Origin of the sequence: Hymenobacter jeollabukensis, assembly GCF_005771675.1 — a bacterium.
Classification (GTDB): domain Bacteria; phylum Bacteroidota; class Bacteroidia; order Cytophagales; family Hymenobacteraceae; genus Solirubrum; species Solirubrum jeollabukense.
The window spans coordinates 52,921-65,341 of the sequence record NZ_VAJM01000006.1; the positions used below are offsets into that span (position 1 = coordinate 52,921).

Sequence of the window (12,421 nt, forward strand, 5' to 3'; positions counted from 1 at the left end):
CCGGCAGGATTGGATAAAACCGATTAACGGCCCGGCAGCAGGTCGCTTCCCTCCCACTCTTTCAGAAACTGCGCCAGAAACTGTTCCATAAAACCGTGGCGCTCCTCGGCCACGCGGCGGGCAGCGGCGGTGTGCAGCCGCTCGCGCAGGTGCAAGAGCTTCTCGTAGAAGTGGTTGATGGTCGGGCCGCCGTTGGATTTGTACTCGGCGAAGGTGCCGTGCTGCACCGGCGGCTGGGCCGGGTCGTGCAGCGCCCGGCCCTTATGCCCGCCGTAGGCAAAGGCCCGGGCCACCCCAATAGCGCCAATGGCATCGAGGCGGTCGGCATCCTGCACGCAGGCGCCTTCCAGGCTGGCCACGGGAGTGGCCACGCCGGCGCCCTTGAAGGAAACTTCGCGGATGATGGCCTCCACGCGGGCAATCAGGGCTTCCGGGGCGCCTTGCGCGACCAGCCAGGCGCGGGAGGCGCGGGGGCCGGCTTCTTCGTCGCCGCCGTGGAACTTCCAGTCGGCAATGTCGTGGAGCAGGGCGGCCAGCTCGGTGACGAGCAGGTCAGCGCCTTCGGCCTGGGCCAGGGCGCGGGCGGCCAGCCACACGCGGCGGATGTGGGCCCAGTCGTGGCCGGAGCCTTCGCCGGTGAATTGGGCTTCGACCATGGCGGCGGTGCGGGCCACCAGATCAGCGGATGCGTCGGAAGTCATGGGGCAAAAATGCAACGGCCGCGGCGAAGGAAGCCGCGGCCGCGCTGCGGGGCCCGCATCAGTGGAGCCAAGCGGCCTGACGCTCTGCGCCAAAGGCCGGGCGAAAAAAGCTAATCGATGACCGGATGGCGGTGGAATTCGCGGGTGCGGTCGAACAGGTAGCGCAGGGTCTGGTGCTCCCGCCACGGCTGCCCGCCGATGAGCTTGACCACGCTCATCATCTTGGGGTTGAAGTCGCCGATCCAGTTCATCACCGTCTGGGTGTAGGGCACGGCGCCGGGCTTTTGAATCAGCAGCGACGAGGCGTACACCATAGCCGCCTCTACTCCCTTGCGCTGGTGCTCCGGCACCACGCCGAATACCACCCCGAACAAGGTCTTGACGGTGCCGCGCAGCTGATGATACTTAAACTGAATCTTCTGCCACCAGCCCAGTTTGCCGTTAAAGAAGCGCAGGATTTCGTTGATTTCGGGCAGATTGATGTAGAAGGAAACTGGCTCCCCATCGTAGTAGCCAAACCAGATGATGCGCTCATCCAGGATGTCGAGCATGCTCTTCATCAGCTTGATGGACGCCTCGGGCGTCATCGGTTTCACGCCCTCGTGCTTCACCCAGGCTTTGTTGTAAATGATGCGGAAGTCCTCGGCGTACTTTTTCCAGTCCTTTTTGCGCATGTGGCGGAATTCGTACTTCGGGTCGTTAGCAATGCGCTCGGCCCGGATCTGCACGGACGGGTGCAGCTGCGCCGCCACGGTGCGGTAGTAGGAAACCTGCTTGTAGAACGTCTCGAACCCATACCGGCGGAAAAGCTCGACGTAGTACGGCGGGTTGTAAGCTGCTCCGTAAATGGGCGAGCCGTAGTTGTCCGTCACCACGCCCCAGAACCGGTCCCGGTCGCCGAAGTTGATGGGGCCGTCCATGCCCTCCAGCCCGCGCGCGGCCAGCCAGTCACGGGCCGCGTCGAAGAGCTGATTGGCCGCGGCCTGGTCGTCGATGCAGTCGAAGAAGCCAACACCGCCAATGCCGCGGGCAAAATCCTCCCTGGATGGCGTGGCCTCTGCTTCGGTGGACGCTGGCGGAGCGGGTTTCTCGGCGGGAAACGCCGTTTCACGGTTGAAAAACGCGGCGATACGCCCGATGGTCTGCCCCCGGTCATCGAGCAGCAGCCAGCGCGTGCATTCCCCTTTCTGAAACAGCTTGTTTTTGGCCGGATCAAATACCGCTTCGATATCCTGATCGAGCGGGCGGATGTAATTCGGGTCGCGGGCGTACACCACGCGGGGCGGAAACTCCAGGAACTCGCGGGCCTGAGCCGGGGAATTGACTTCAACTAGCTGCATGCAAAGGCGCAATACGGTAGGACAACAGAGCGCGAAATAACGCAAAAGCTATGGCTTACCGGGTTTGGTCCTGCTCTCGAACCGGATTTGAGAAATTGTGCTTACCTTGGCCGTACCAAAACTATTCTTTCGCGCCCCGTTGGCTTCGGCCGGCGGGGCGTTTTTGGTTATTGCCCCGCGCGGGAGTCCCAATCCGCCGGCCACGAAGTTTCGTTTATGCGCTATCCATTAACCACATCCGTTAACGATGATACCGCTATACTCGCCGGCGGGCACGGCCGTAGCCTTTGCCGACGATGCCTGCCGCCTGGTGTACTTTCCCGATGGGCGCTTGGCCGCCTGGCTCGACGACGGCCTGCTTTACGCGCCCGGCGGCCGCTACCTGGGCTGGGTGCACCACGGCTGGATTCTTGACCGTACGGGCCGGGCCGCCTTATTTGCCGACAACGCCGCTGGCAAGCCCGCCCGCCCACCCGTGGCCACTCCTCCGCCCGCGCTCTGGCCCCGCCCGGGCCATTGCCCGCAGCGGCCCGCTACCCGCAGCACCCGCCCAGCACGCCGCCGGCGAGTGGCGGAATGGTCGAAGCACGCCGGCCAAGCTTATTTCGTTCAGTGAACCCATGTACTGGAACCGCATAGGCCTGTCACAATTCATATAATTAACTAGTACTTCAAGCGTCATCTTTGCTTAAATATCGAGTCGAAATGGCGAATGAAACCACATAGGGCAATCATTTACCCAATATATCTATGTCACATAACAACTAGTGTCTTCCTGTTTTACAGCACCCAAGCAGAGCTACCTTGCGCAGAAATCTTACTGCGTCTTCGATGACTTCCTGCCCGCTTCCGCTTGTTGCCCTTGCTCTGATGCTCACCGCCGTGCAGCTGCCGGCTATTGCATCCTCCTCCGAAGCGGCTGGATAGGCTACCATTCCTTTTCCCCAACAGACGGTGACGCCCGGCCACGATTCACGCGGTTGGGCGTCACCGTTTTGCTTCAGGTAAAAAGACGTCCACAGCCGAAGCCCTGGACCGCGCGGTAGTTTTTTACGAAAGAGCACGCGGTGGTACAGTGGCGGCCGACAAAGCCTACGACACCAACCTCGTGCTCGGCACATTGGCCCAGCACGAGGCCGAAGCCGTCATCCCACCCAAAGCCATTCGCCTCAACCAACGCCACTACAACGAAAACCTCTAAACCAGCCGCAACAAAGTCGAATGCTTTTCGGCCGCCGCAAAGAAGTCCGCGGTTTTGCCACACACCACGAGAAATGGCCCCCACAAGTGGCATCGACCTGATACAAGCGGGAGCAAAAAACCCGCTGTAAACACATGGTTTACAGCGGGTTTTTATACCTATGAGCCCCCTGCCGGGATCGAACCAGCGACCTACTGATTACAAGTCAGTTGCTCTACCAGCTGAGCTAAGGAGGCGAAATAGTGGCACAAACCTAATGCATCAGGGCCACATGCACAACCCCGGCGAGGGCATTTTCCCCGAATCCGGGCTTCATACTGGCTTCATGGATTCCGCGGCAGCTTTATGCTAAAGTCGCCGCATCACTCCGCTGTCGGGCTGATGCGGCGGCTCATCTTGCTGACAGATAGCGGTCCGGTCGTTGCGCGACCGGCTTGGCAAGGGCCCGGTTCCGGGTGTGCGCAATGAGGTTGGAACACTAGCGCACGTCGGGCCGGACACCCCAGCGCGGGGTCGGGCTGCACGGGCGTGGCGAAGGTCGTTGAGTGCCAATGACACCGTCGCAACGTCGGCAGCACGGCCCCGCGCGCTTGTCGCGGATGGCCGGATTCATTATCCCTTCACAGCGTCCGCGGGAGGTTTGCGGCGTTAATCCACGCCCTACCCTTCGCATTCCCGCATGGAAGTTCCCAAACCGGATGTACCCGCTGGCGGCCTGCTGGCTGGCCTGCGCAAGCACCTCAGGTCGGACCAGCGCGCCGACCTACTGCCGGGTATCGGCGCCTGCATCGCGGCGAAGGTCGGGTTTCACCTGCTGCGGGGCCTGCCGCTGCGCAGCGTGTTCCGGGCCCGCACCGAGCGCCTGGACCTGCCCGACGGCGGCTCCCTGGTGCGGGTGCAGGACGCGGCCGTGTTCAGCAACTTCGGCAGCCTGAAGCGCCAGCTCGACAGGCTGCCCCGGGGCCGGCACGTGGTCATCGACCTCGCCGACACCCGGCTGGTGGACCACACCGCGTTGGAAAACCTGGAACGCTTCCGCGCCGCTTACGTGCGGGAGGGCGGACAGCTGGAAATAACCGGGCTGGAGCGCCACACGCCCGTATCGGGCTACCCCACGGCGGCCCGGGTGCGCGCCGAAGCCGTGAGCCTGGCCCGCGCGTAGCCGACTTGCCGGGGAGGTGGAATAAGTACGGCAGAACCGCGACCAAGCGCGTTTTTCCGTGCTCATGGTTTGTTCAGGTACGCCGTACTAACTCGCAGCCCGGGCCCCGCCGGGCCTATTTGCTGGTCGGCCCAGCTATTTTCGGCCCGATGGCCGTACTTGCTCATTGTTCACCGCTCACTGTTCATTCTCCCACATGAACGTTCTCATCATTGAAGACGACAAGGCCCTGGCCCGCGAGCTGGGCTTATACCTGCACAACGAACGGTTTCACTGCGACTTTGCCCGCACTGGCCGCGAAGCCTCGGAAAAGCTGTTCGTGAACGAGTACGACTTCGTGCTGCTCGACCTGGGCCTGCCCGACCAGGACGGACTGCAGCTGCTGGCCGAGGCCCGCAAGGAGCGCAACCAGCAGGCCAGCATCATCATCCTGAGCGCCCGCGGCACGGTGGATGACCGCATCAAGGGCCTGGACCTGGGCGCCGACGACTACCTGGCCAAGCCCTACTCGCTGCTGGAGCTGGTGTCGAGGATGCAGGCCATCGTGCGGCGCAAGCACGGCGTGACCCAGGACACGCTCTCGTTTGGGCCGTTCGTGCTCAACGTGAGCGACCGGACGCTGCGCCACGGCGAGCAGGAAGTGCCGCTGACCAAGAAGGAATTCGACCTGCTGCACTACCTGCTGCTGCACCGCCACAAGGTGCTCACCCGCCTGCAGCTCAGCGAGCATATCTGGGGCAGCATGATCAGCGACAGCGACGATCGGGACTCCAATTTCATCGACGTGCACGTGAAGAACATCCGCAAGAAGCTGGCGCCCTACGACCCGGGCGACTGGATTGAGACGGTGCGCGGAGTGGGCTACCGCATCAAAACCGGGCCCGACGCGTGAGGCTGCGGCAGAAACTGGTACTGCTCACCACCCTCTCGAAGGGCCTGATGGCCGGGGTGCTGCTGCTGGCGCTGCCCTGGGCCATCGAGGTGTTTGCCCTGCGCCACACCGAAGCCCGCCTGCGCGGCGAGCTGGTGAAAGTGCGCCAGCGCATCGAGCGGGTGGGCGTCACCTCGTTTCTGCGGGGTCAGGAGGAGGACCAGCGCCTGCACTACGACCTGCTGGAGGACGAGTTCATCGACCTGCGCCGGGGCGGGCAGCTGCACCCGATCAGCCGTGACACCATTGCCACCCTGCCCCGGCGGCAGCAGGGCGAGATGGTCGATTTTCGGGTGCTGCGGGCCAGTTTCGTGCACGACGGGCAGCCCTACACCCTGGAAATCGGCAAGAGTATGGAGTCGGTGGAGGACGTGTACGGGCTGCTGCGCAGCTTCGCGGCCTATGCCCTGGTGTTTGCCGTGCTCAGCACCCTGCTCATCGAGCTGGGCGTCATCAATTACCTGCTGCGGCCCGTCGACCAGATCGTGCAGCGGCTGCGGGCGGTGCAGGGGCCCACGCCCCCGCCGCTGCCCGCGCTGCAAACCAGCACCTGGGACTTCCGCTACCTCGACGACACCATCCAGCAGATGCTGCAGAAGATCCGGACGGTGTTTGAGCAGGAGCGCGAGTTCATTGCCAACGTCTCGCACGAGCTGCTGACGCCCATCAGCATCCTGCAGAACCGCTTCGAGAACATGCTGCAGGCTGAGAACCTGCCCGAGGAAGCCGAAACCCAGCTCGTCACCTCCCAGAAAACCCTACAGCGGCTCACGGCCACGCTGCGCACCCTGCTGCTGATTTCGCGCATCGAAAACGCGCAGTTTGCCCGCCCCGACCGCGTCGACATCCGCGAGCTGCTGGGCGAGGTGGTGGAAGAGCTGGATTACCGCCTGCTCGACCAGCACATCACGCTCCGGCAGCAGCTGGAGGGCACGCCCACCATGGCCCCGGCCAACCGCACGCTGCTCTTCACGCTGTTCTACAACCTGCTCTCCAACGCCATCAAGTACAACCTGCCCGAGGACGGCCGCATTGCCCTCACCGGCGCCCCGCAGGCCGATGGCGCCTACATTCTGGTGATTCACAACACCGGCAAGCCCATTCCGGCCGAGCAGCTGCCCCACCTCTTCGAGCGGTTCCGCCGCTTCGACGACGGCCGGGTGGAGGGCTTCGGGCTGGGCCTGGCGGTGGTGCGCTCGGTAGCGCAGTTTCATTTCATCCGCATCACGGCCGAGTCGGACGAGCACGGCACCTCGTTTACGCTGCGGCTGCCACCGCCGGTTTCATTGAGTGAATGAGCGAATCCAGAACGGCATTCAATCATTCACTCATTGACAAAACGCCCCTTCGGCTGTTGTAGGCCAACATGGTGGCCCGACCGAACCCTCTCGGCCGGGCCGCCTACTTTTTTACGCTTATGCTGGCTGCTGCCCGACGTATTACTATTCCTGCGTTGCCCGCCGTACTGCTGGCCATCATCAGCGTGCAGGGCGGCGCGGCCATTGCCAAGGGGCTGTTTCCCGTGCTCGGTCCGGCCGGCACGGCCAGCGTCCGCATCGGGTTTTCGGCGCTGATTCTGCTGCTGGCGGTGCGCCCCCGGCTGGGCCGGCTGACGGCCCCGCAGTGGCGGGCCGTGGTGCCCTACGGACTGGCGCTGGGCAGCATGAACTTCCTGTTTTACTGCGCCCTGGACCGTATTCCGCTGGGCCTGGCCGTGACGCTGGAGTTCGTGGGCCCGCTGAGCCTGGCGCTGCTGGGCTCCCGCCGCTGGCTCGACGCCGTGTGGGCCGTGCTGGCCGCCGCCGGTATTGCCCTGATTGCGCCCTGGCAGGGCGGCGGCCTCGATTTGCCGGGCATGGGCTTCGCGCTGGCGGCCGGCGCCTGCTGGGCCATCTACATCGTGCTGGGGCGGCGCACGGCGGCGGTGCTGCCGGGGGCCGAGGCCGTGGCCGTCGGGATGCTGTTTGCGGCCCTGCCGGTGGTGCCGTTCGGTGTGGCCAGCGAGCAGCTGCTGGGCCTCACGCCGCTGCTGTGCGGGCTGGGTGCGCTGCTGGCACTGTTTTCCAGCGTGCTGCCCTTTTCGCTGGAAATGCAGGCGCTGCGCACCATGCCCACCCGCACCTTCAGCGTGCTGATGAGCCTGGAGCCGGTGGCCGCCGCGCTGTCGGGCTGGCTGCTGCTGCACGAGCAGCTAACCGCCGGCCAGTGGCTGGCCGTGGCCCTCATCGTGGTAGCCAGCGCGGGCGCTACGCTTACGGTGAAATAGTGAGGTGGTGAACTGGTGAGTTTGATGTTCGAAAATCCGGCACCGCGCAGCTGGCGCAAGTAGAACGACACTCACCACCTCACTATTTCACCATCTCACCAGTTCACCACCTCACGCCACCGGGAGGGTGAAGTGGAAGGTGCTGCCGCAGCCGGGGAAGCTTTCAAGCCAGAGCCGGCCGCCCTGGGCGGCCATGAACTCGCGGCTGATGCTCAGGCCCAGGCCGGTGCTGCCGCGGCGCACTTCGCCTTCGGGGCTCTGGTGAAAGCGCTGAAAGATTCGCTCGTGGTGCTCGGGCGCAATGCCGGGGCCGCAGTCCTGCACGCTGAGGCGCACGCGGGCATCGGCGGTCAGCTCGGCGCGGATGGTCAGCTGGGCCTCGCTGGGCGAGTAGCGGATGGCGTTGGAGAGCAGGTTGATGAGCACCCAGGTGGTTTTTTCCTCGTCGGCGCGCACCGGGGGCAGGTCGGGGGGCAGCTCCAGCCGCAGCGGCAGGCGCTTGTCGTCGAGCTGGGGGCGCACGGTGTCGACGGCGCGCTGCACCACGGCGGCCAGGCTGCTGGGGCGCAGGCTGAGCTGAATGCCGGCTCCCGCGTCGAGCCGGGCCACGGTGAGCAGCTCGCCCACCATGCGCTGCAGGCGCTGGGTTTCCTGCCCGATGCCCTGGGCCAGGCGCTGCCGCTCCTCAGCGTCGGTGCGCTCGTGCTGCAGCAGCTTCAGGCTAAGGCCGATGCTGGCCAGCGGGGTTTTCAGCTCGTGCGAGACGGTGGCGAGGAAATTACTCTTGAGCTGGTCGAGCTTCTTGAACTCCGACACGTTGCGCAGGGCCAGCAGCTGCCCGGCCGAGCGCACGTGCTGCCCGCTCTCGTCGAAGGTGCGCAGCGCGTGGGCGCTGAGGCGGTAGTAGCTGTCGTAGCCGCTGATGCGCACGGTGATGAGCGGGGCGGCTTCCTCGTCGGTGGCGGGGCTGTTGGGTTCGTCGTCGGGGCCTTCGGGCACGAGCTGGCGGGCGGGCGTGAGCGGGCGCAGCATCTGGGCCAGCAGCTCGTGCTGGCGGGCCAGCTCGGTGGCGGGACGGCCCACCAATTCGTTGTCGGCGCGGCCGAGCAGGCGACAGATGGCGGGGTTGGCCAGCAGGATGACGCCGCGCTCATCGAGCAGCAGCAGGCCTTCGTCGAGGCTGCTCACGACGCCTTCGAGGCGGGTGCGCTCGGTCATGATTTCGGTGAGGGCGGTGCGGCGGAACTTCTGCAGCTCCAGCAGCAGGCGGTTGAAGGCCCGGCCGGCGCGGCCCAGTTCGTTGTACTCCCCGGCCGGGATGGTCGACTCGAAGTTGTTTTTGCTGGCGTGCTCCAGGGCCCGAGTCAGTTCCTCGATGGGCACGGCGGCGGCCTCGGCGGTGCCGATAATCAGCCCCAGGGTGATGACCACGGCCAGCGCCGCCAGGGCCAGCATGATGCGAAACGACTCGGCGGCGCGGCGGTCGGCCACCCGGCTCTTGTGCTCCAGCGCATCCACGTTCAGGTCGACCAAACGGTGGGCGAGGCCGCGCAGGTAGCTGCGGTAGGGCGCCAGCGCGGCGGGCACTGCGCCATTCTTCACGCGCTGCTGGTAGGCCGCCGCGGCCTGGGCCAGGCTGTCGATGACGGCCTGTTCGCCGGGCTCGGTCACGTTGGCATTGGCGCGGCTGAGCGCCTGGCCCAGCAGCGGCAGCCCGCCGGGCGCGGCCGGCTGGGTTTCCAGCTGGTCGATGGCGCGCAGCAGCACCTGGCCCACTTCCACGGAGTAGACGTTGGTCTGGCGGATGCGGCGGGTGGTGTTGTCGAGGCGCAGCAGGGCCGTGGTGGCGTAGGCGCCCAGCACCAGCAGCAGGGCCAGTACCACGCCGAAGCCCAGGCTTATTTTCGTGCGGATGTTCATGGAGGAGCCACCGGGGCGGGGGAATCAGGGGGCAAGGTACCTTCAATAGCTAACTTTGATTGTAGTATTGATCTTAACATAGACTGGCATGAACCCTTTATTGGAACATATCATAAATCTTGAAGAAGATCAGAAATACCAAGAAGCTTACGAATTCTACCGAGTTTTATATTCCGCCAACAAGCTGGACTACGATATATGGAAGAATTTTTATATATTCTTATGGCTTGCACTTGAGGAGACTCCAGAATTTTTTCAAGAAAAAATAAATTTACAAAGCCTGCTTCCGACCATGCTTACTGAGGGAAAACAGAATTTCTCGACGCTGGCAGACTTTAATTTCATTGCAGGCTATACTGTATCGATACTGCCTTATGAATTTGGTGAATTTAGTACCATGGAAGATGAAGCCACACGAATGCTACTTAAAGCATTTGAACTTGATCCGTCAAATACAATCTACAGAATGGTTTATTTAGGCAATAATTCCAGTAAAAGCGAGGAATACCTCAAGTCGACAGCTGAGGCAGGCCCTATTGTATTGCATAAATTCGCAGGAGCAGGGATGTTGAATAAATATTTCAGACAAGTATTATTTCGCTTAAATAAAGAATAGGGGTATTGAAAGCATCTACAATGGCATAAGTTCTTTTTATTTCAGTCGACCCCTATTTCCTAGGGAAGCTTTGCTTCTTGGCTTGGGTTCCTTCAACGAAGCGGTAGAGATGCTTCGACTGCGCTCAGCATGACGTTCTGAAAACAACTACGACCGCCGAATCTCTTCCTTCAAATGCTCCACGAAGCGGCCGAACTCGGGCTCAGCTTCCACGTTGGGGTGCCAGGCCAGGCCCATAGCGGCCAGGTCGTATTGGTGCTCTTTGGAGATGGTGGCGCCGGGGATGAGCTGGCCGGCGGCGTCGCGCTCGTAGCCCATGAGCCAGAGCGTATCGGAGAGGGCGGTGGTGGTCGAGAGGTCGTGGGAGACGATGACGACGGTGTTCAGCTCGTCCATGGTGGTGACTTCCACGATGATTTTCTTCAGCTCGTCGATCATAGCCACGTCGAGGCCGGAGAAGGGCTCGTCGAGCAGGATGAGGTGCTCGGAGCAGAGCAGCTGCTGAGCAATGGCGCCGCGCTGGCGCTGGCCGCCGGAGAGCTGGGCGGGGAATTTCTTGCGGTGAGGCGTCAGGCAGAAGCGTTCGAGGAAGGCTTCGACTTCCTGCCGGGCGGCCTCGGGCTGGTGCTTTTGCTGGGCGGCCAGCAGCAGGTTGTCGGCCAGGGTGCGGTGGTTGAACAGGGGGTAGCGCTGCTGCACCAGGCCTACGTCGCCGGGGCGGACGGGATGCTGCTCCTCCCCGACCTGCACGGCGCCGCTACTAGGCGGCGTAAGGCCGGCGATGATGCGGCAGAGCACCGATTTGCCGATGCCGGATCGACCGTAGAAGCCCACGACCTGGCCCTGGCTCATGCCGGGGCGCACCACGTTGCGCACCTGGGCGCTGATGTCGCGCAGCACCAGCTCGCCGTGGAAGGTCATGGAAATGTTGTCGAGAGTGAGCACGGGCTCGTGGTGGCTGTATGGTGACATAGTGAGTTGGTGAAATGGTGAGTTGGATTGACGCCACCCGTGCCGAAGCCTCGGAACGCGGTGGTGGAAGCTTGAATACCTGCGGCCGAGCCTTGGAGCATCGGGGCGAAGCCTTGGTGTACTGCGTCCGCACCTTGGAGCATCGAGGCGCAACCTTGGACGACCGAGGCGAAGCCTTGGACGATTGAGTTCATGCCTTGAAGCGTTGCGGCGAAGCCTTGAACGATTGGGGCTATGCCTTGGAGCATTGCGGCGAAGCTTTTGACGATTGAGGCTATGCCTTGGAGCATTGCGGCGGAGTCTTGGGATTTTCGGTTAAAAACGCCGCAGGTCTGGACTCAGCTTCCTTCCTACCGGCTACCCCTGCCCGGCGGCTGCCAGGGCCGAGTACGGGAAGAACACGCGGCGCAGCAGGCCGAAGAGGTAGTCCTGGGCGGCGCCGGTGGCCAGGATGACCAGCTGGATGGCCAGCACGCCGTCGAGGTGGAGGTAGCGGTTTTGCTTGTAGAGCAGCAGCCCGATGCCGCCTTCCGACTGGTAGAGCGTTTCCACCAGGGTAATCATCGTCCAGATGATGGCGAAGTTCTGGCGGACCACTTCCAGCATCAGGTCCAGCTTGCCCAGCACCACCACTTCCCAGAAGCTGCGCCACTCGCCCAGGCCCAGGGTGCGGGCGTGGTCCATTTCCTCCTGGGTGGTCATCAGGATGACGCTGGTCATGCCGGTGACCAGGTACACGGTGGTGGCGAAGACGAGCACCGACAGCTTTACCTCGTGGCCGGAGCTCATCATCAGGGCCATGAAGAAGGTGAGGCCGGTGAGGGTGAGGTAGCGCATCTTGGTGGCGGCGTAGGCCAGCGGGCGGAAGAAGGGCAGCGCCGTCAGGTAGGAAATCAGCAGGGCCAGCACCGTGCCGATGGCCAGGGCCTGCAAAGCGGTGGTCATGCTGGCCCACAGCTCCTGGATGAGGCCCTGCGTGGTGGTCAGGTCACGCAGGGCGCGTAGGACCTGGCCCAGGCTGGGGAACATTTGCACCGGGTAAAAGGCCCAGAGCAGCACCAGCACTAGCACCTGCAGGGCTACCATCGTGGTGAAGACCGAGCGGCGCGGGGTGGCGTTGGGGGAGAACAGCTCTTTCATAGGGACCGGCCTGGCGTAAGGCGGTTGGGGTGTTTGTTGAGAAGGATAAAGGCCGTCATGTCGAGCGAAGTCGAGACATCTCGCCGGATAGTAATTCCTTCGTTGAACGACGAATCTGCTATCTGACAGCAGCACGCAAGATTCTTCGCTTCGCTCTGAATGACGAGCTGGC

General features: G+C 63.3%; 12 protein-coding genes and 1 tRNA gene. 7 read left to right on the plus strand and 6 right to left on the minus strand.

The window, feature by feature from the left end; all coding sequences use genetic code 11:
- Positions 1–23: 23 nt before the first annotated feature.
- Together FDY95_RS13995 and FDY95_RS14000 are read right to left on the minus strand one after the other, a co-directional pair.
- Positions 24–701 (minus strand): HD domain-containing protein, encoded by a 678-nt coding sequence (locus tag FDY95_RS13995; protein ID WP_138078522.1) that lies wholly within the window; start codon positions 699–701, stop codon positions 24–26.
- 110 nt (positions 702–811) lie between these two features.
- Positions 812–2,041 (minus strand): hypothetical protein, encoded by a 1,230-nt coding sequence (locus FDY95_RS14000; protein ID WP_138078524.1) that lies wholly within the window; start codon positions 2,039–2,041, stop codon positions 812–814.
- Between the two features lie 247 nt (positions 2,042–2,288).
- On the opposite strand from FDY95_RS14000, the gene FDY95_RS14005 reads away from it, so the two are divergent.
- Together FDY95_RS14005 and FDY95_RS26965 are read left to right on the plus strand one after the other, a co-directional pair.
- Positions 2,289–2,657, plus strand: a complete 369-nt coding sequence (locus FDY95_RS14005) for a 4-fold beta flower protein (RefSeq protein ID WP_138078526.1) — start codon at positions 2,289–2,291, stop codon at positions 2,655–2,657.
- 459 nt (positions 2,658–3,116) lie between these two features.
- Positions 3,117–3,242 (plus strand): hypothetical protein, encoded by a 126-nt coding sequence (locus tag FDY95_RS26965; protein ID WP_262710185.1) that lies wholly within the window; start codon positions 3,117–3,119, stop codon positions 3,240–3,242.
- Between the two features lie 163 nt (positions 3,243–3,405).
- Here the strand turns inward: FDY95_RS26965 and FDY95_RS14010 are convergent.
- A tRNA-Thr gene (locus FDY95_RS14010) sits at positions 3,406–3,478 on the minus strand.
- 443 nt (positions 3,479–3,921) lie between these two features.
- Between FDY95_RS14010 and FDY95_RS14015 the strand changes: the two genes are divergently transcribed.
- The 4 genes from FDY95_RS14015 to FDY95_RS14030 all read left to right on the plus strand — a co-directional run bounded on the left by FDY95_RS14015 (position 3,922) and on the right by FDY95_RS14030 (position 7,601).
- The gene (locus tag FDY95_RS14015) at positions 3,922–4,404 is read left to right on the plus strand and encodes an STAS domain-containing protein (protein WP_138078528.1); all 483 of its coding nucleotides are present in this window, start codon (positions 3,922–3,924) and stop codon (positions 4,402–4,404) included.
- Between the two features lie 196 nt (positions 4,405–4,600).
- Positions 4,601–5,296: a response regulator transcription factor gene (locus tag FDY95_RS14020; RefSeq protein ID WP_138078530.1), complete on the plus strand. Its 696-nt coding sequence runs from the start codon at positions 4,601–4,603 to the stop codon at positions 5,294–5,296.
- A complete protein-coding gene (locus tag FDY95_RS14025; RefSeq protein WP_138078532.1) occupies positions 5,293–6,633 on the plus strand; it encodes a sensor histidine kinase in 1,341 nt (446 codons plus the stop codon). Before FDY95_RS14020 ends, FDY95_RS14025 begins: the two co-directional genes overlap by 4 nt.
- Positions 6,634–6,788: 155 nt before the next feature.
- Positions 6,789–7,601: an EamA family transporter gene (locus tag FDY95_RS14030; RefSeq protein ID WP_212744903.1), complete on the plus strand. Its 813-nt coding sequence runs from the start codon at positions 6,789–6,791 to the stop codon at positions 7,599–7,601.
- A gap of 111 nt (positions 7,602–7,712) precedes the next feature.
- Here FDY95_RS14030 and FDY95_RS14035 read toward each other — a convergent pair whose 3' ends face one another.
- The gene (locus FDY95_RS14035; protein ID WP_138078536.1) at positions 7,713–9,521 is read right to left on the minus strand and encodes a sensor histidine kinase; all 1,809 of its coding nucleotides are present in this window, start codon (positions 9,519–9,521) and stop codon (positions 7,713–7,715) included.
- A gap of 88 nt (positions 9,522–9,609) precedes the next feature.
- On the opposite strand from FDY95_RS14035, the gene FDY95_RS14040 reads away from it, so the two are divergent.
- A complete protein-coding gene (locus tag FDY95_RS14040) occupies positions 9,610–10,137 on the plus strand; it encodes a hypothetical protein (RefSeq protein ID WP_138078538.1) in 528 nt (175 codons plus the stop codon).
- A gap of 147 nt (positions 10,138–10,284) precedes the next feature.
- Here the strand turns inward: FDY95_RS14040 and FDY95_RS14045 are convergent, their stop codons facing one another.
- A complete protein-coding gene (locus FDY95_RS14045) occupies positions 10,285–11,109 on the minus strand; it encodes an ATP-binding cassette domain-containing protein (RefSeq protein ID WP_138078540.1) in 825 nt (274 codons plus the stop codon).
- 357 nt (positions 11,110–11,466) lie between these two features.
- Positions 11,467–12,249: an ABC transporter permease gene (locus FDY95_RS14050; protein ID WP_138078542.1), complete on the minus strand. Its 783-nt coding sequence runs from the start codon at positions 12,247–12,249 to the stop codon at positions 11,467–11,469.
- Between the last annotated feature and the right edge of the window lie 172 nt (positions 12,250–12,421).